A 17429-nucleotide genomic window follows, 5' to 3' on the forward strand; every position below is an offset into this window, starting at 1 on the left:
TCCGCAGTTCAAACGATGGTGAACAGCGGTTGGTCGAACTCAACCGGCTGACCGTCTTCGACGAGGATGGATTCGATCACGCCGCTGGCTTCCGCCTCGATGTGGTTCATCATCTTCATGGCTTCGACGATGCACAGGGTGTCGCCTTTCTTCACGGTCTGGCCGACTTCAACGAAGGCCGGCGAGGTCGGCGATGCCTTGCGGTAGAAAGTGCCGACCATCGGCGAACGGGCGACGGTGCCGTTCAGCGCTGGAGCGGCAGCGGCGGCCGGGGCGGCTGCAGCCACTGGGGCGGCGGCCGGTGCGGCTGGGGCGGCGACCGGAGCAGGCGCCGGCGCGTAGTACTGCTGCGGCGCAACTTTGCTGTTGCGGCTGATGCGTACGGACTCTTCGCCTTCCTTGATCTCGAGCTCGTCGATGCCGGACTCTTCCAGCAATTCGATCAGTTTCTTAACTTTACGGATATCCATGAATCATCAACTCCCAAGGGTCGGTCAGGGGCGTTTAACGCTTGTTGTTCAAGCCGTTGCCTGTCGTTCAAGCTGTTCCAGGGCGGCCTCCAGGGCCAGTCGGTAACCGCTGGCGCCAAGGCCGCAGATCACTCCCACCGCAACATCGGAGAAGTAGGAGTGATGGCGGAAAGGTTCGCGTTTGTGCACGTTGGACAGATGCACTTCGATGAATGGGATGCTCACCGCCAGCAGCGCGTCACGTAATGCGACACTTGTGTGCGTAAAAGCCGCCGGATTGATCAGGATGAAGTCCACGCCCTCGTCGCGGGCGGCATGGATCCGGTCGATCAGTTCGTACTCGGCGTTGCTCTGCAGGTACAGCAGGTGATGGCCGGCTTCGCGGGCGCGGCGCTCCAGGTCCTGGTTGATCTGCGCCAGGGTGGTCGAGCCGTAGGTGCCCGGTTCCCGGGTGCCGAGCAGGTTCAGGTTGGGGCCGTGCAGCACCAATAGCGTTGCCATCTGCGTGTACCTTGTTTGGGGTGAGCCTTCGTCGGAACCCGGCGACTATGCCGCAAAGACTTTGTGACTGTCCAGTTCTCTGCAATAGCCAGCACGATGCCCGATGTTTGCGCAAAGTATGTGACCGAGTGATTAAATCCGGTCATTCGCCTGGCGGATCCGCTCAAGGAAGCCGGCCGCGCCGATCTCGCCGATCACCCGCACATCAAGGCGTTCGTTACCGTCCTTGCCGAAGAACATCAGCGCCGGCGGGCCGAACAGGGTGTAGCGGTCGAGCAGGGAGCGCTGTTCGGCGGTGCTTGCGGTGATATCGAAGCGGATCAGCCGGTAGCCCTTGAGCCGCTCCATGACCGTGGCGTCGTTGAGCACTTCGTGCTCGATGACCTTGCAGCTGATGCACCAGTCGGCGTACCAGTCGAGCAGCAGCGGGGTGCCGGCGGCCTTCGCCTCCAGCAGCACGCGGTCCAGTTCCACCGGGGTGCTGACGGTCTGCCACCGACCGCTGTCCTGGGCCGGTGCGTCATGTTGGGCCATGCGCGGAGCAATGGGGTTCAGCGGGTCGGTCTGGCCGCTGAACGCGCCGTACCAGCAGGCCAGCGCATAGAACAGCAGGAACATCCCCAGCAACTGGCCGAGGCGTTTGCGCGGCGGCTTGTAGACGAACTCCAGCGCACCGAGGAACAGGCCCACGCCGCCGGCCAGCAGCCCGATCAGCAGCAACGTGACCTGGCCCGGCAGCACGCGGCTGAGCAAACCGATCGACAGCCCCAGCAACAGCACGCCGATGCCGTTCTTCACGTACATCATCCATGGCCCGCTCTTGGGCAGCCATGCGGCGCCGCCGGTGGCCACCAGCAACAGCGGCGCGCCCATGCCCAGACCGAGCATGAACAGCTTCAGCCCGCCGCCCAGCGCATCGCCACTGGCGCTTATATATAGCAGCGCACCGGCCAGCGGCGCCGAGACGCACGGCGACACCAGCAAACTGGAGACCACGCCCAGCACCGCCGCGCCCCACAACGAGCCGCCTTCGGTGCGTCCGGCGATACGGTCGAGGCGGCTGCTGATGACGTGCGGCAGCTTGAGCTCGAACACGCCGAACATCGCCAGGGCGAACACCGCAAAGAACAGGGCGAACGGCACCAGCACCCACGCCGACTGCAGCCGCGCCTGCAGGTTGAGCTGCGCACCGAACAGTCCCATCAGCGCCCCCAGCAGGGCAAAGCACGCCGCCATCGGCAGCACATAGGCGAGCGACAGGTTGAAGCCGCGTAACCCGCCGACCTGGCCGCGCAGCACCACGCCGGAAAGGATCGGCAGCATCGGCAGCACGCAGGGCGTGAACGTCAGGCCCAGGCCCGCAAGGAAGAACAGCGCCAGGTCGCGCCAGTCCCAGGCGGGCGGCGCCGTGCCGGCCGAAGCGCTGCCTTCGATGTTCAGCCGTTCGGTCTCCGGCGGATAGCACAAGCCCTTGTCGGCGCAGCCCTGATAGGTGACGGCGAGCGTGAAGGGGCGGGCATCGTTGCGCGGCAGTTCGACATCGGTGATGCCGTGGTAGACCTCCACGTCACCGAAGAACTCGTCGTGCTTCTGCTCGCCCGGCGGCAGTTGCGCGGCGCCCAGCGTCACGTCGGACGGGTCGGCGCGGAACTGGAAGCGGTGGCGGTAGAGGTAATAGCCCTCGGTGGCGACGAAGCGCAGCTTGACCGACTGCGGCGTGGTTTCGACCAGGCTCAGCCGGAAGGCTTCGCGCACCGGCAGGAAGTCGGCGCTGTTGTTGATCGAGCCCAGGGAGGCGCTGGGTTTGCTGTCGAACAGCCCGGCGGCGCCGGCCGGCAGGGCAAGGATCAAGAGCAGGAGGCAAAGCAGGCGGCGCATGACAATCTCGCGTATCGGAATTGAGGGCATGATAGCGGACGGTGCCGGGGGCTGCAGGACGCGCTGCGGCGATTGGCCTGACGCAGCGCCATGTTGCGTGCGATATCGTGCCTGTGGGAGCCGGCCTGCCGGCGATGGGGCCCGGCAGCGCAAGACGGTTGCTCCCGCAGGCCCAGCCCGCCCATGCCGCCGGTCAGACGCGGAAAGCCTGCACCGCCGTGTGCAGTTGCCCGCCCAGCTCCAGCAGGTTTTCGCCTTGCTCGCGCCCTTGGCCGATGCGCAGCAGGTTGTCCCCGCCCAGTTGATGGATCCGCTCGCTGTGGTCGCGGATCTCGCTGACCGCGCCGCTCTGCTGGGCGGTGACGTCGGCGATGCGTACGGCGGTGGCGGCGATGGTCTTGATCGCGCCGACGATCTTGTCCAGCGCCCCGTCCGCCGCCTGGGCCTGGTTGGCCGTGGCTTCGGCGTGTTCGACCTGGGTGCGCATGCCTTCGACCGATTGACGGGCGGCGGTCTGCAGGCCGGCGATCAGCGTCTGGATCTCGGCGGTGGCCCCGGCGGTGCGTTGCGCCAGCGAGCGGACTTCCTCGGCCACCACGGCGAAGCCGCGGCCCATCTCGCCGGCCCGGGCCGCTTCGATGGCGGCGTTGAGGGCCAGCAGGTTGGTCTGGTCGGCGATCGAACGGATCACCGTCAGCACGCCGCCGATGGTGGCGGACTCCTCCGCCAGGTGTTCGATCATCTGCGCGTTGCCCTGCACCTCGCCGACCAGCGCATGCAGCCCGGTGAGGCTCTGGCCGATCACCTGCTGGCCGTGCTCGACGGCCTGCCCGGCATGGCGGCTGGCGTCGGCGGCCTGGCGGGCGTCGCCGGCCACTTGCTGGATGGTCGCTTCCAGTTCGCTGAGGGAGTCGCGGATCAGCGCGGTGTCCCCGGCCTGGTGTTCGGCGCCGCTGTGCAGGTCGTTGCTCAGCTCGGCCAGGGTGCGACTGCTGCCGGCCACCTGCTCGGCGTTGCCGCGGATGGTGCCGACCAGATCCACCAGGTAGGCGCGCAAGCGGTTGAGCGAGGCTTCGATGTCGTGCAGTTCGCGGTTGGTCTTGCCCAGCCGGATGTCGCGGCTGAAGTCGCCCTCGGCCCAGGTCGACAGCGCCGGCGCGAGGTTGGTGAGCGTGCGGGCCAGGCGCCGCTGCAAGGTGTCGATCAGCAGCGCGATCAACAGGATCAGGCCGATCATCACGCCCTGCATCAGCCGCACCTCGCCCTGGATCTGGCCGTGCTGGGCGCGCACGGCCGGCTCCAGCCCGGCGATGGCCTGCTGCACGGCGGCTATCTTCCGGTGGGTGGCGGCGGCAAGGTCGGTTCGCTTCTGGATCTGCTCGCGGGTGCGCGAAAGCTCCGCCGGGTAGCGGCCGAGCAGGCTGTTGAGTTCACGCTTGAGGCCGACGCCGGCGTCTTCGGCGGCGGCCTTTTCGGTGCTTTCGATGCCCATCATCGCGGCGAAGTCGTCGCTGCCGGATTCGCTCTGGCTGATCACGCCGAGCAACGGCAGGGCATCGATGGCCTGGGCCTGGGCACGCAGGTTGGCGACTTCCCGTTCGACGTCGGCGGCCAGTTCGCTGCGGCCGCTGCTGACCAGTTTGTCCCGGGCCAGCGTCAGCTTGCCCAGGTGCTGCGCCGCGTTGAGCAGCGGCGCCAGGTACGCCGCATTGCCGTTGGCGTAGGTGCTGAGCTGGTCGAGGCTGGCGCTCAGCTCCCGTTCGGCCTGCACCAGCAGCGCTTGCGGGTCGCCGGCCAGCTTGCCGGCCGCCAGCAGGTCGGTCTTGCTGAAATCGTCCAGGTCCGAAAGGCTCGGCCGCAGGGTGTCGGCCAGGGCGGGCGGCAGTTCGCCGAGTTCCTTTTGCAGGTCGTCGAGGGCGGCGGTGGCGCCGCTCAGGCGCAGGGCGTCGCCGCTGGCGAGGTAGTCTTCGACGTTGCGTGCCGCATCGTTCTGAAAGCGCTGCGACAGACCCAGGTAGCGCTCCATCAGCAGGTAAGGGCGCTCCAGGGCTCTCTGCGACCACCACAGCGTGGCGCCGAGGGCCACGCACACGGCGACCAGCAACAGCGTGTTGAGATTGGTGAGCAACTTCAGGCGCATGACGGCTACCAACGGCAGAAATGGTAAGCGCCTGAATTTATTGCGGTTCTGTTACAGGGTTATGACCGAATCAGTGGATTCCGATGAAAAAGTGGCACTTTGCTTTGAGTCCCGGGCGACCTGCACCCGGTTGCGCCCTTCGCCCTTGGCGCGGTACAGGGCCTCGTCGGCCTGGGTGGCCATCATCAGGCTGTCGGAGTCCTCGCTCATCTCCACGACACCGGCGCTGAAGGTGCACCACAGATCCTGCGGCTGCGCCGGGTAGTGGATCTCGGCGAAGCGCTGGCGGATCTCGTCGAGCACGTTGTGCGCGGCGGTCAGGTCGGTGTCGGGCATGACGATGGCGAATTCCTCGCCGCCGTAGCGGCCGATGAAGTCGGTCTTGCGCAGGCGCTGCTTGAGGAACAGCGCCAGGCTCTTGATCACCCGGTCGCCCATCGGGTGGCCGTGGCTGTCGTTGACCCGCTTGAAGTGGTCGATGTCGAGCATGGCGAAGCTCAGCGGCTTGCCCTCGCGGCGGGCGCGGAACGAGCAGTCCTCCAGCAGTTGCAGGATGTGGGTGTGGTTGTACAGGCCGGTGAGACTGTCGCGCACCATCCGCGCCTTGAGGTTGCGCGCCCGGGCGGCGCGGTTGCGCACGGTGGTGATCAGGTGGCGCGGTTTGATCGGTTTGGTCAGGAAGTCGTCGCCGCCCTCGCTCATGGCGTCGAGCTGCTTGTCCAGGTCGTCCTCGGCCGACAGGTAAATGATCGGCACGCTGACGTAGCGGTCGTTGTGGCGGATGACCTTGGCCAGTTCGGTGCCGGTGCAGGCCGGCATGTACATGTCGAGGATGATCAGGTCCGGCTGGAAATCCGCCAGTTCGGCCATGGCCTGGATCGGCTCGATCAGGGTGCGGGTGACGATGCCCGCGCTGTTGAGCAGGCGTTCGGTGTGCAGGGCCTGGGCGCGGGAGTCGTCGATGATCAGCACTTTATAGGGTTCGTACTGGGCGACGCAGGTCAGCACCTCGATCTTCTCCAGCAGGCTCGACGCTTCGAGGGTGCCGGTGAGGAACTCCCGGCCGCCGGCGCGCACGGCGGCCAGGCGGGTCGGGGTGTCGGTTTCGTGCAGGCTGAAGAACAGCAGCGGCAGCGGCTCCTCCAGGCCCTGCTGGGCTTCGGCGGCCAGGGTCAGGCCGACGCCGGGGGCGCTGAAGTCCACGTCCATGACGATGGCGGCGGGCAGGCGCTCGACCATCGAGGAACGGAACGCCGACACGCTGTCCAGCGCCTGGGCGGTGAGGCCGAAGAACTCCAGTTGCTTGGCCAGCCGCTCGGCGCGGTCATGGTCTTGCAGCAGCACGTAGATCGGTTTGCGCAGCGGCGGCAGGAACGTCTGGTCGAGCTGGTCGCCGTGGCGCAGGCCAGTGCGCGACAGGCGCTGCATCAAGCGGTTGAGGTCGGTGATCAGGCCGCTGCTCAGCCGGCCGCGGTTGGCGTCGACGGCTTCCAGCGACTGGCTGATGTGGCGGGCCAGCTGCGTGTGCTCAGGCTGTTCGAAGCGCTCGGCGAAACGCAGCAGGCGCAGGTTGGCCTCGCTCAGCTCGGCGAGGTCGGCGGTGGACCATTCGCTGCGTTGCAGGCGCTGCCATATCTCAAGAATCTGACGTGCCTGATGAATTACCCGCTGGGCAAAGTGGTGCTTGAGGCGCTCACGGCTGGGGTCTTCTGGCTCGGTCATATCCTGACTACTAGTTAGGGTGCATGCTGAGATCGACTGGTGGCTCTATGCTAGCACCTCTTTTCCCTTACATGAGTGTCGTACGTCAATAATCTGCGGCGCAGCACCATTCAGTTTTCGACTTGGCGGTTTCGGCCGGGACATGCGCTTGCGAAAAGTGCCCGTAGGCTGGGCTTACAGGAAGTTTCCTCTTATGGTTGAAGAGATTTCCCGACGCGTTTCGGATGTTGTCCTACAGGGCGTTCTGCTTTTCTCCAGCATCGGTTTCCAGGGTGTTTATCGTTGATAGGGTCAGGGAAACCCCTAGAAGACGTTTGCCCGGTCATGACCCCATGTTTCAACGAACAAGGAGCGGCGCCATGCCAATCCCAGCCCAGCCTTCCTTTTTCGGGACGCGGCAGCGCTGTTTTTCCCGGATGCCCGCAACGGCGGGTGCCGGGGCAAGGCACGTTGCTGTATGGTTGCTGTCGAACCGTTGAACCCAAGTCTGAAAGGATATCGCCATGCTGGACTGGAAGAACCGCGCGGGCAGCGCGCCTGAACGTGCCGCCGAACCCAAGTCGGCCACCCGCAGCTATCTGGGCGGCCTGCTGTTCAGCCGTGCGCTGGCCACCCTGGTGGGCATTTACCTGTTGGTGACCATTGGCCTTGGCTGGTACTGGAGCCAGGAGCCGGCGCTGTTTCCCGTGGCGCAGAACGCGCAGGTCGCCGCCGAGAAGGAAGGCAAGCAGATGGTGGTCGGCTACACCACCGTCGAGACCCTCAAGACCGTGGCCGGCACGTTGCTGACCAAGCCGGGCGGCTACATTTCCAACGACCGCTTCCCGCCGGGCCTGTGGATGGACAACATGCCGAGCTGGGAATACGGCGTGCTGGTGCAGGTGCGCGACCTGACCCGGGCCCTGCGCAAGGACTTCGCCCGTTCGCAGTCGCAGTCGGCCGAAGACGCCGACCTGGCCAAGGCCGAGCCGCGCTTCAACTTCGACAACAAGAGCTGGATCCTGCCGTCCAGCGAGTCGGAGTATCAGGAAGGCATCAATTCCCTGACCCGTTACCAGGCGCGCCTGGCGAGCCCCGACCAGAAGAGCGCGCTGTTCTACGCCCGCGCCGACAACCTGAACAACTGGCTGGGCGATGTCGGCACCCGTCTGGGTTCGCTGTCGCAGCGGCTGTCGGCCAGCGTCGGCCGGGTCAAGCTCAACACTGCGCTGAAGACCGAAGTGCCGGCCGTGGGCGAAGTGCCGCAGGTCGACGAGGAAGTGGTCGAGACCCCGTGGATGCAGATCGACAACGTCTTCTATGAAGCCCGCGGCCAGGCCTGGGCGCTGTCGCACCTGCTGCGCGCCATCGAAGTGGACTTCGCCGACGTGCTGGCCAAGAAGAACGCCACGGTCAGCGTGCGCCAGATCATCCGCGAGCTGGAAGCCTCGCAGGAGCCGGTGTGGAGCCCGATGATCCTCAACGGCAGCGGTTTCGGGGTGCTGGCCAACCACTCGCTGGTGATGGCCAATTACATCTCCCGGGCCAACGCCGCCGTGATCGACCTGCGCCAACTGCTCAACCAGGGTTGAGCCATGAGCGACCTTCCCGACGAGGCGGCCCACCGCGCCGCCTCGGACGCCGAACGCATCGCCTGGGTCGACGAGCGGGACAACCTGCTCGGCTCCTTGGCGCGGGCCGAGCTGCGTGAGCGCGGGCTGATTGGCCGCGGCACCTACATCATGCTGTTCAACTCTGCCGGCGAGCTGTGCGTGCACCGGCGCACCTTGAGCAAGGCGATCTATCCCGGGTATTGGGACGTGGCGGCCGGCGGCATGGTGCTGGCCAGCGAAACCTACGCCGAATCGGCGGCCCGCGAGCTGGAAGAGGAGCTGGGCGTGAGCGGCGTCGAACTGACCGCCCACGACCATTTCTTCTTCGAGGACAGCGAAAGCCGCCTGTGGTGCTCGGCGTTCTCGGCGGTGTGGGACGGCCCCCTGAAGCTGCAGCCCGAAGAAGTGCTGGAGGCATGCTTCATGCCCGTCGGACAGGTCATGCTGGAAATCACGCAAAAGCCTTACTGCCCGGACTCCTTGGCGGCGTTGGAACGCTATCTGAAGGCCCGGGGCAACGACGTCGCAAAGAAGGTGTAAATTGGCGCCGATTGGCTCTTAGCAAGTCGGCTTTTTGCCGTTACACTGCGCGACCTTTTCAAGCTGCGCCGGCCCGCTTTCCCGAAAGCGTCGGTGCAGTAGCGCTGCCCCTGCCTGAGTGGGGCTTCGCGGTCGATCGCCTTGCCCAAGGCGGCGGCCAGTCTTTTGTCCTCCCGAGAGGATTGCCGGTGGCCAAAAAAGCCGCATCCTTCGCCGCCTTGGGCGGCCTGGTGTTTTCCACCGACGCAGGTCGTCATTGCCCGGAATGCAGTAAACCGGTGGACGCCTGCATCTGCAGACAGACGCAAATCCCGGCCGGCGACGGCATTGCCCGCGTGCGACGCGAGAGCAAGGGCCGTGGCGGCAAGACGGTGACCACCATCACCGGCGTGCCGCTGGCCATCGACGCGCTCAAGGAGCTGGCGGCGACGTTGAAGAAACGTTGCGGCACCGGCGGTGCGCTGAAGGACGGGGTCATCGAAATCCAGGGCGATCATGTCGAGCTACTCTTGGCCGAGCTGATCAAGCAAGGTTTCAAGGCGAAGAAGTCCGGCGGCTAGCAGCCTCTGTGAAAGCCACTCGCGGCTTGATCCGGCCCTGAATCCCTTCAGGTCCGGCGTCGTCTCATTGGTTTTCACAGAGCCTGTTCATGACCGGTCTCTAAACTCGTGACAGCGGGCGCGGTCTACCGCCCGCTGACGAACCGTCATTTTCATTCTTTAGACTGCGCCGGCCTGACTGTCAGGCGACGCTTCATGACTTCTTTATAGGGGACTTCGATGTCCGTACGACGCACACGCAAAGACGATGGCAGCCAATGGACAGTTGCGGACAGCCGCAGTGTTTACGGGATCCGCCATTGGGGGGCCGGGTATTTCGCGATCAATGACGCCGGTCGCGTCGAAGTTCGTCCGAACGGCCCGAGCAGTTCGCCCATCGACCTGTTCGAACAGGTCGACCAGCTGCGCAAGAGCGGCTTGTCCCTGCCGTTGCTGGTGCGCTTCCCCGACATCCTGCAAGACCGCGTCCGTCAGCTGACCGGCGCCTTCGACGCGAACATCGAGCGTCTGGAATACCAGAGCAAGTACACCGCGCTGTACCCGATCAAGGTCAACCAGCAAGAAGCGGTGATCGAGAACATCATCGCCACCCAGAACGTGTCCATCGGCCTTGAGGCCGGTTCCAAGCCTGAGCTGCTGGCGGTGCTGGCGCTGGCGCCGAAGGGCGGCACCATCGTCTGCAACGGCTACAAGGACCGCGAGTTCATCCGCCTGGCGCTGATGGGCCAGAAGCTCGGCCACAACGTGTTCATCGTGATCGAGAAGGAATCGGAAGTCGGCCTGGTGATCGAAGAGGCCGCCTCCCTGCGGGTGAAGCCGCAGGTCGGCCTGCGCGTGCGCCTGTCGTCGCTGGCCTCGTCGAAGTGGGCGGACACCGGCGGCGAGAAGTCCAAGTTCGGCCTGTCGGCGGCGCAGCTGCTGTCGGTGGTCGAGCGTTTCCGCGCGGCGGGCCTGGATCAGGGCATCCGCCTGCTGCACTTTCACATGGGTTCGCAGATCGCCAACCTCGCCGACTACCAGCACGGCTTCAAGGAAGCGATCCGCTACTACGGCGAGCTGCGCAACCTCGGCCTGCCGGTCGATCACATCGACGTCGGCGGCGGCCTGGGCGTGGACTACGACGGCACCCACTCGCGCAACGCCAGCTCGATCAACTACGACATGGACGACTACGCCGGCGTGGTGGTGGGCATGCTCAAGGAGTTCTGCGACGCGCAGAGCCTGCCGCACCCGCACATCTTCTCCGAGAGCGGCCGTTCGCTGACCGCCCACCACGCCATGCTGGTGGTGCAGGTGACCGACGTCGAGAAACACAACGACGACGTGCCGCAGATCGAAAACAAGGAAGCGCTGCCGGAAACCGTGCAGTGGCTGGTGGACCTGCTCGGCCCGACCGACATCGAGATGGTCACCGAAACCTACTGGCGCGCCACCCACTACATGAGCGACGTGGCGGCCCAGTACGCCGACGGCAAGCTGACCCTGGCCGAAAAGGCCCTGGCCGAGCAGTGCTACTTCGCCGTGTGCCGTCGCCTGCACAACTCGCTGAAGGCGCGTCAGCGTTCGCACCGTCAGGTGCTGGACGAACTCAACGACAAGCTGGCCGACAAGTACATCTGCAACTTCTCGGTGTTCCAGAGCCTGCCGGACACCTGGGCGATCGACCAGGTGCTGCCGATCATCCCGCTGCACCGCCTGGATGAAGAGCCGCTGCGCCGCGCCGTGCTGCAGGACCTGACCTGCGACTCCGACGGCAAGATCAACCAGTACGTCGACGAGCAGAGCATCGAGACCAGCCTGCCGGTGCACGCACTGAACGATGGCGAGGATTATCTGCTGGGCGTGTTCCTGGTCGGCGCCTACCAGGAAATCCTCGGCGACATGCACAACCTGTTCGGCGACACCGACTCGGTGAACATCTACCAGAACGCCGACGGCAGCGTGTACCACGCCGGCATCGAAACCCACGACACCATCGAAGACATGCTGCGCTATGTGCACCTGTCGCCGGAGGAACTGATGACCCACTACCGCGACAAGTGCGCCAGTGCCCGCATCAGCGCCAACGAGCGCACCCAGTTCCTCGATGCCCTGCGCCTGGGCCTGACCCGCTCCTCCTACCTGTCTTCCTGAGACACGGCAAAGCCCTGCCGGGACATCTGAATGTTTTCCTGACGTTGTGGAAAATTCGGATGGCCCGGTAGGGCTTTTCTCAATTTCCGCGTGAAACAGTTCGCTGCCTAGACCGACAAAGTGAAGCGGTCTGCTTTTCACGTAGGTCATTTCCTAAGTTGTACTTCGGCCCTCTACTCGGCCAAGGCTCTCGGCGAGAATCCCCGGCTGTCCCTCCTGTAGAGATCCGCCCCATGTTCGATCCAGTCAACGAGCCGTTGTTTCGTCTCGACGTCGCGGGACTGCCCGAGCCCCTGGAAGTGCTGGCCTTCACCGGTCGGGAAGGGTTCGCCGAGCCTTATGCCTTCGAGGTCGATGTGCTGATCGACGATCCGCACCTCGACCTGGCCGGGCTGATGTTCCGCGCGGCGTTCCTGCAGTTCGGCCCGGCGCCCGAGGGCGTGCACGGGCGCCTGCACAGTCTTGTCCAGCGTGAGCACGGCCCCGGGGCCCGGCTGTGCCGGGTGCGCCTGGCGCCGGCGTTGAGCTGCCTGGCGCTGCGCTGCAGCCAGCGGATGTTCAGTGGCCGTTCGGTGCCGCAGATCCTCGACCAGGTGCTCAAGGAGCACGGCATCGTCGGCGTCCAGCGGCAGTTTCGGCTTTCGGGCCAATACCCGGCCCGAACGTTCTGCACCCAGTACCGCGAGTCGGACCTGCAGTTCGTCCAGCGCCTGTGCGCGCAGGCGCAGATCCACTATCACTTCGAACACCGGCGCGACGGGCATTGCCTGGTGTTCGGCGACGACCCGGCGAAGTTGCCCCAGATAAGCGTAGGCCCGTTGGACGGCGCGGGCGTGCACCCGTGGCAGGCGCGCACCGATGGCCGGGCGCAGACCGCCGAGGGCGGCACGCGGATGCCGTTGCTGCGCAGCGGCCGGAGGCTGTCGTTGAGCGGTCCTGCGGCCATGGGCGGGGAACGGGACTGGCTGGTGGCGCGGGTCGAGCATCAGGCCGGCACGGCCCTGGATCCTCCTTACCGCAACCGGATCGCCTGCGTTGCACCCGGCAGTCCGGCGCCCGTTCCCCCGCCGGCCGCCATCCCGGCCCTGCACAGCCTGCAGCGGGCCTGGGTGGTCGGGGTGGACGAACCGCCGCCCGACCCCTTGCGGCGGGTGGCGGTGCAGTTCGACTGGCTCTACCAGGGTGAAGGCGCGGCGCCCAGCCATTGCTGGCTTGCCCTGGCGCCGGGCCTGGCCGATGTGCCCCCGGCGGCGCTGCGCGAAGGCGTTGAAGTGGTGGTGGGGTTTCTGGAGGGGGATCCCGACCGGCCTGTCATCAGCGGCATTCTTCAGGCGCCGGTCGATGCCGGGTTCGATGCCGGAGCCGATGGCGAGGACGACCCGCCGATGGAGGCGCCGCGCAGCGAAGGGCTGGCGCAATGGCTGGGCTCGGCGCAGCCGCTGCTGTTGCTGTGCCTGATCCCCGGCGGAGGCAGTTTTGCCCATTGCCCGCAGCCGCTGTGCAGTTGCCGGCTGCTCGGCGCGCTTGAGCCGGGCGGCGCCGCATGAGCGGCCGGTCGCCGGAGCCGCAGGCGCAATGGCTGCTGCTGGACGCCCCGCTGACGCCCCAGGTGCAGGCCACGCTGCGTCAGGGGTTTGCGCATCAGCATCAGGTGTGGCTGTTCGAGGCCACCGAGTTTCAGCCGGTGCGCGAGCAAGGGCCGCTGCTGGTCGCGCTGGCGGGGAGCCCGGCGTTGACGGCCCTGTGCCACAGCGATCCGCAGACCTGGCGCGGTCTGCTGATCGGCTGCGAGGCGCCGGTCGAACGCTTGCTGGCGCATCTGCGCTGCATGCTGACCGTCTCGGTGGGCCTGCATCACCGGGCCTTGTTCGGGTTCTACAACACGCAGACCGCCAGTTATTTCTTCGACGCCTGCGATGCGGCGCAATTGAGCTGCTGGCTCGGGCCGATCCGCCGGTTGCGCTGGTACGGCGGCTCCTGGGCCGACCGTGCGCTCGGCAGCCTGGGCTGGCAGCAGCTGCGCAATCCCGGGCTTGCGGTGACGCCGTTGGCGGTGGATCAAAGTCTTACGGCGCTTCAGCAGAGGCGTTTGCGCACGTGCCTGCTGGAGCAGCATGCCTGGCGCTGGAGCCGGGCGTTGAACGCCGATTACGCGGCGTTGTGGCGATATGTCCAGGAGGGGTTGGGCCTGGGCTTCAGCGAACGCGCCGTGCTCGACGGCTGGCTGTGGCTGCGGCTGCAGCATCCCCGTGCGCCGTTGGTGCCGCCGCCGGCGGGCCTGACCCCGCAGCAGCGGCTCGATCACCTGCATCGCCTGTGGCAGCGCGACGGCCCCTGAGGGTTCAGTGGGCGGTGGCGCTGAACCAGCCATCGTCGCGGCCCAGCCGCAGCGCCTGGGCGCCCAGCGTCAGGCTGCGCAGCGCCATGAACAGCAGGAACGCGATCCACAGCCCGTGATTGCCCAGATCCTGCAGCAGCCAGGCCAGGGGCAACAGCGCCACCACCGTCAGCAGCATGCAGTTGCGCATTTCCCTGGCGCGGGTGGCGCCGATGAACAGGCCGTCGAGCAGGTAGCTCCACACGGCGATCAGCGGCAGGGCGGCGAGATAGGGCAGGTACAGGTACGCCGTGCTGCGCACGCTCGGGATGTCGGTCTGCAGGTCGATGAACAGGTGCCCGGCGTAAAGGAACCCCACGGCGAAACCGATGCTGGCCAGCAATGACCAACCGCCGGCCACCACCAGCGAGCGGCGCAGGGCGGTGCGGTCGCGGGCGCCGATGGCGTGCCCGCACAGGGCTTCCACCGCATGGGCCAGGCCGTCGAGGGCGTGGGCCGTCAGCAGCAGGCCGTTGAGCAGCAGCGCGTTGGCCGCCACGGTGGCGTCGCCCAGCCGCGCGCCTTGCACGGTGATCAGGAAGAACACCGATTGCAGCGCCAGGCTGCGGATGAAGATGTCGCGGTTGACCGTCAGCAGCGGCCGCCAGTTGCCCCAACGCTTGAGGGTCGCCCAGACGATGCGGCCGGGATAGGCCCGCAGGGCCTTCGACGTCAGCGACAGGCCGAGCAGGGCGCCGCACCATTCGGCCACCACCGAAGCCCGGGCCGAACCGGCCACGCCCCAGTCCAGGCCGATGACGAACCATAGGTTGAGCACGATGTTGATCAGGTTGGTGGTCAGCAGGATCGCCAGCGGCGCCCGGGCGTTCTGGGTGCCGAGGAACCAACCGACCAGCGCATAGGTGGCCAGGGCCGCCGGCAGGCCGAACAGACGGGTGTGGAAGAACTCCCGGGTCAGTTGGTCGAGCTCCGCCGACGGTTGCATGACGTGCAGGGCGATGCCGCTCAGGGGCACGCCCAGGATGCCGAGCAGCACCGCCAGCCCCATCGCCAGCAGCAGGCCTTGCAGCAGGATCTGGCGCAGCGCGGCGCCGTCGCGGCGTCCCGCCGCCTGGGCCGCGAACCCGGTGGTGCCCATGCGCAGGAAACCCATGGCCCAGGCCAGGAACGTGTACAGGCTGGCGCCCACCGCCACGGCGCCCAACTGATGGGCATGGGGCAGGTGGCCGATCACGGTGCTGTCGACCAGCGCCACCAGCGGCACGGAAATGTTGGAAAGGATCATCGGGGCGGCGAGGGCCCAGACCCGGCGGTGGGTCGGACGGTCACGCCAGTCGGCGGTCAGGTTGGACATGCGGGCTCCTTGAGGTGCCCGCATTGTAGCGGCTGCTTGCGGGGATGGCGTCAGTGGATGATCCAGCTCAGCAGCCACAGGCCCAGCAGCAGCCAGATGATCCCGGCGACGATCCGCACGTTCATGAACGCGCGGATCGCCGACCACAGCAGCATCAGCCCGACGATCAGCGTGACGATGCTGATGATCGACGTGTCCATGCCCAGCGTGCGCGCCAGGCCGTCGATGAAGTTGCCGCCGGCGTTGCCCAGCAGGTTGAACAGGCCGCTCAGACCGTCGACGATGAAGCGGATGACCGAGCCGAGCGCCTGGCCCAGCCATTCGAAAAAGCTTTCTGCCTGCATGTATCCATCCTGATCAAAAGGCTGAACCTTGGACCGCCGCGAGCGCGGCCCGGTTCCCTGCAAGCATAGTGGTTTTGCTTCGTGCCCACAGTGAATCCCACTGCGCCGCCGGACCTGCGCCCCTTGCCTTCGCCGGGCATCCCCCCGAAGCTATGCGCATTCAGGAGAGCCCGATGAACCTTGTTGAACTGACCGAACGCCTGCACGCCATCCGCGACCGCAACGACTGGCGGCAATTTCACAGTCCGAAGAACCTGGCCATGGCCGCCAGCGTGGAAATGGCCGAGCTGGTGGAGATCTTCCAGTGGCTGAGCGAAGACCAGTCGCGCGAACTGCCGGCGGACAAGCTCGCCCATGCCGGCCAGGAAGTCGGCGACATCGTCCTCTATCTGCTCCTGCTGTGCAGCGAGCTGGGGCTGGACATGAACGAGGTGGTGCGCAGCAAGCTGGCCGACAGCGAACGGCGGTTCGGCGCATGAGCGACCGTCACTTCGACCGGTTGGCGACCCGCTTCGCCGAAAAGATCTACGGTGGCGCCAAGGGCGCGATCCGTCTGGCGGTGCTGCAGGCGGACCTTGCCGAAGCGTTGCCGGATCGGCCGCTGCGGGTGCTGGACATCGGCGCCGGGCTGGGCCACATGTCGCTGTGGCTGGCCGAGCGCGGGCACGCCGTGACCTTGGCCGAGCCGGCCGAGCCGATGCTCGAAGGCGCACGCCAGCGCTTCGCCGAGGCCGGGCGGCAGGCGACGTTCATCCAGGCGCCGTGGCAGGAACTGCCCGGGCTGCTCAGCGAGCCCTATGACCTGGTGGTCTGCCATGCGGTGCTGGAATGGCTGGCCGAGCCGCACACGATCCTGCCGGTGCTGCATCAATTGACCGCGCCCGGCGGCTGGCTGTCGCTGGCGTTCTACAACCGCGATGCGCTGGTCTACCGCAACCTGCTCAAGGGCCATTTCAAGAAGCTGCGCAAGAACGACATGGCCGGCGAAAAGCAGAGCCTGACCCCGCAGCAACCGTTGGACCCGCGGGAGCTGGCCGCGCAACTCGCGGGCCTGTGGCAGGTCGAAAACCAGAGCGGCGTGCGGGTTTTCCACGATTACATGCCGGTGGAGTTCCAGTCCCGCGCCGCACTGCCGGACTTGCTGGAAATGGAGCTTGCCCACCGCCGCCACCCAAGCTTCGCCGGGCTTGGGCGTTACCTGCACTGGATCTGCCGGCCGATCTGATCGGAGCACGAAATGAAGACGCATTGCGGGTTACTGCTGATCTGCCTGGGGTTGGCCGCCTGCCAGGGCAGCAACCCTTACGTGGCGCAATCGCGCCCCTTGCCGCCGGTGCCGCCGCAGGCCGCCACGGTGTTCGACCGCAGCGCCTACCCGGCGCCGCCGCGGGACTACGGGCGCTACCGCAGTTGGGCGTGGCTCAACGGGCGTCTGCCGCCGGGCACGGCCTGGGCCGATTCGGCGCAGGTGGCGGAGGCCGTCAGCAACGCCCTCGATCAGCGCGGATTGCGGCCGTTGCGCGACAACCGCCCGGCCGACCTGTTCGTCAGCGCCGACCTCCGGCTGGAGACCCGTCTGCGCCAGGTGCAGGACGATTACGGCTACTACGGCGGATACGGCGGCTATGACCGCTATGGCCGGGGTTACGGGATGTACAACACCGTGCCGGTCGTGCGCACCTATCAGGAGCAGGTCGTGGTGGTGCGGGTCGATCTGTTCGACGCCGGCACGGGCCAACCGGTGTGGAGCGCCAGCGCCGAAACCGGCACCCGCGGCAACCAGATCGAACGTGCCGACGCGATCCGCGAGGCTGTGGAAAAGGCCATGTCGGCGTATCCTCCCAGTTAGCTTCAAGG

The 17429-nt window shown here is 66.5% G+C and carries 16 protein-coding genes; 9 read left to right on the forward strand and 7 right to left on the reverse strand.

The genetic code is table 11. The features are described from left to right. Window positions 1-8 precede the first annotated feature (8 nt). From accB to gcbA, 5 genes are all read right to left on the reverse strand, one after another. The gene (accB, locus tag CAG33_RS24925; protein ID WP_085582701.1) at window positions 9-470 is read right to left on the reverse strand and encodes an acetyl-CoA carboxylase biotin carboxyl carrier protein; all 462 of its coding nucleotides are present in this window, start codon (window positions 468-470) and stop codon (window positions 9-11) included. Between the two features lie 48 nt (window positions 471-518). Further along, window positions 519-971 carry a type II 3-dehydroquinate dehydratase gene (aroQ, locus tag CAG33_RS24930; RefSeq protein WP_085582699.1) on the reverse strand — a complete coding sequence of 151 codons (453 nt, stop codon included), beginning with the start codon at window positions 969-971 and terminating at the stop codon, window positions 519-521. Window positions 972-1103: 132 nt separating this feature from the next. Next, window positions 1104-2849, reverse strand: a complete 1746-nt coding sequence (locus tag CAG33_RS24935) for a protein-disulfide reductase DsbD (RefSeq protein WP_085640909.1) — start codon at window positions 2847-2849, stop codon at window positions 1104-1106. A 193-nt stretch (window positions 2850-3042) separates the two neighbouring features. Continuing rightward, window positions 3043-4989 carry a methyl-accepting chemotaxis protein gene (locus CAG33_RS24940; protein ID WP_085640911.1) on the reverse strand — a complete coding sequence of 649 codons (1947 nt, stop codon included), beginning with the start codon at window positions 4987-4989 and terminating at the stop codon, window positions 3043-3045. A 51-nt stretch (window positions 4990-5040) separates the two neighbouring features. Beyond that, window positions 5041-6711, reverse strand: a complete 1671-nt coding sequence (gcbA, locus tag CAG33_RS24945) for a diguanylate cyclase GcbA (RefSeq protein ID WP_085582693.1) — start codon at window positions 6709-6711, stop codon at window positions 5041-5043. Between the two features lie 503 nt (window positions 6712-7214). Here gcbA and CAG33_RS24950 point away from each other — a divergent pair. From CAG33_RS24950 to CAG33_RS24975, 6 genes are all read left to right on the forward strand, one after another. Next, window positions 7215-8282, forward strand: a complete 1068-nt coding sequence (locus tag CAG33_RS24950; RefSeq protein WP_085582691.1) for a DUF2333 family protein — start codon at window positions 7215-7217, stop codon at window positions 8280-8282. A 3-nt stretch (window positions 8283-8285) separates the two neighbouring features. After that, window positions 8286-8843, forward strand: coding sequence for an NUDIX hydrolase (locus CAG33_RS24955; protein ID WP_085582689.1), 558 nt, complete (start codon window positions 8286-8288; stop codon window positions 8841-8843). A 188-nt stretch (window positions 8844-9031) separates the two neighbouring features. Continuing rightward, window positions 9032-9403: a translation initiation factor Sui1 gene (locus tag CAG33_RS24960; protein ID WP_085582968.1), complete on the forward strand. Its 372-nt coding sequence runs from the start codon at window positions 9032-9034 to the stop codon at window positions 9401-9403. A 219-nt stretch (window positions 9404-9622) separates the two neighbouring features. Next, on the forward strand, window positions 9623-11536 hold the full coding sequence (gene speA / locus CAG33_RS24965) for an arginine decarboxylase (protein ID WP_085582687.1): 1914 nt from the start codon (window positions 9623-9625) through the stop codon (window positions 11534-11536). 233 nt (window positions 11537-11769) lie between these two features. After that, window positions 11770-13083: a type VI secretion system Vgr family protein gene (locus tag CAG33_RS24970; protein ID WP_085582684.1), complete on the forward strand. Its 1314-nt coding sequence runs from the start codon at window positions 11770-11772 to the stop codon at window positions 13081-13083. After that, window positions 13080-13874 (forward strand): DUF4123 domain-containing protein, encoded by a 795-nt coding sequence (locus CAG33_RS24975; protein WP_085582682.1) that lies wholly within the window; start codon window positions 13080-13082, stop codon window positions 13872-13874. Before CAG33_RS24970 ends, CAG33_RS24975 begins: the two co-directional genes overlap by 4 nt. A 4-nt stretch (window positions 13875-13878) precedes the next feature. On the opposite strand, the gene CAG33_RS24980 is transcribed toward CAG33_RS24975, so the two are convergent. Further along, complete coding sequence (locus CAG33_RS24980; protein ID WP_085582680.1) at window positions 13879-15228, reverse strand: MATE family efflux transporter; 1350 nt, start codon at window positions 15226-15228, stop codon at window positions 13879-13881. A 50-nt stretch (window positions 15229-15278) separates the two neighbouring features. Next, complete coding sequence (locus tag CAG33_RS24985) at window positions 15279-15572, reverse strand: hypothetical protein (protein ID WP_085582678.1); 294 nt, start codon at window positions 15570-15572, stop codon at window positions 15279-15281. Window positions 15573-15745: 173 nt separating this feature from the next. Between CAG33_RS24985 and CAG33_RS24990 the strand changes: the two genes are divergently transcribed. From CAG33_RS24990 to CAG33_RS25000, 3 genes are read left to right on the forward strand one after another with little or no spacing between them, the layout of a single operon-like run. Further along, a complete protein-coding gene (locus CAG33_RS24990) occupies window positions 15746-16051 on the forward strand; it encodes a MazG-like family protein (RefSeq protein ID WP_085582676.1) in 306 nt (101 codons plus the stop codon). Then, a complete protein-coding gene (locus CAG33_RS24995) occupies window positions 16048-16797 on the forward strand; it encodes a methyltransferase domain-containing protein (protein WP_085640913.1) in 750 nt (249 codons plus the stop codon). The genes CAG33_RS24990 and CAG33_RS24995 overlap by 4 nt, the downstream gene beginning before the upstream one ends. Before the next feature lie 12 nt (window positions 16798-16809). Further along, the gene (locus CAG33_RS25000; RefSeq protein ID WP_085640915.1) at window positions 16810-17421 is read left to right on the forward strand and encodes a DUF4136 domain-containing protein; all 612 of its coding nucleotides are present in this window, start codon (window positions 16810-16812) and stop codon (window positions 17419-17421) included. The last annotated feature ends 8 nt before the right edge of the window (window positions 17422-17429 follow it).

This window comes from Pseudomonas sp. B3(2017), assembly GCF_002113595.1.
Taxonomy (GTDB): Bacteria; Pseudomonadota; Gammaproteobacteria; order Pseudomonadales; family Pseudomonadaceae; genus Aquipseudomonas; species Aquipseudomonas ekonensis.

Bases quoted from the DNA above. Each gene is read 5' to 3' on its own strand.
- accB (WP_085582701.1), bottom strand. From the start codon at position 470: ATGGATATCCGTAAAGTTAAGAAACTGATCGAATTGCTGGAAGAGTCC.
- aroQ (WP_085582699.1), bottom strand. From the start codon at position 971: ATGGCAACGCTATTGGTGCTGCACGGCCCCAACCTGAACCTGCTCGGC.
- CAG33_RS24935 (WP_085640909.1), bottom strand. From the start codon at position 2,849: ATGCGCCGCCTGCTTTGCCTCCTGCTCTTGATCCTTGCCCTGCCGGCC.
- CAG33_RS24940 (WP_085640911.1), bottom strand. From the start codon at position 4,989: ATGCGCCTGAAGTTGCTCACCAATCTCAACACGCTGTTGCTGGTCGCC.
- gcbA (WP_085582693.1), bottom strand. From the start codon at position 6,711: ATGACCGAGCCAGAAGACCCCAGCCGTGAGCGCCTCAAGCACCACTTT.
- CAG33_RS24950 (WP_085582691.1), top strand. From the start codon at position 7,215: ATGCTGGACTGGAAGAACCGCGCGGGCAGCGCGCCTGAACGTGCCGCC.
- CAG33_RS24955 (WP_085582689.1), top strand. From the start codon at position 8,286: ATGAGCGACCTTCCCGACGAGGCGGCCCACCGCGCCGCCTCGGACGCC.
- speA (WP_085582687.1), top strand. From the start codon at position 9,623: ATGTCCGTACGACGCACACGCAAAGACGATGGCAGCCAATGGACAGTT.
- CAG33_RS24970 (WP_085582684.1), top strand. From the start codon at position 11,770: ATGTTCGATCCAGTCAACGAGCCGTTGTTTCGTCTCGACGTCGCGGGA.
- CAG33_RS24975 (WP_085582682.1), top strand. From the start codon at position 13,080: ATGAGCGGCCGGTCGCCGGAGCCGCAGGCGCAATGGCTGCTGCTGGAC.
- CAG33_RS24980 (WP_085582680.1), bottom strand. From the start codon at position 15,228: ATGTCCAACCTGACCGCCGACTGGCGTGACCGTCCGACCCACCGCCGG.
- CAG33_RS24985 (WP_085582678.1), bottom strand. From the start codon at position 15,572: ATGCAGGCAGAAAGCTTTTTCGAATGGCTGGGCCAGGCGCTCGGCTCG.
- CAG33_RS24990 (WP_085582676.1), top strand. From the start codon at position 15,746: ATGAACCTTGTTGAACTGACCGAACGCCTGCACGCCATCCGCGACCGC.
- CAG33_RS24995 (WP_085640913.1), top strand. From the start codon at position 16,048: ATGAGCGACCGTCACTTCGACCGGTTGGCGACCCGCTTCGCCGAAAAG.
- CAG33_RS25000 (WP_085640915.1), top strand. From the start codon at position 16,810: ATGAAGACGCATTGCGGGTTACTGCTGATCTGCCTGGGGTTGGCCGCC.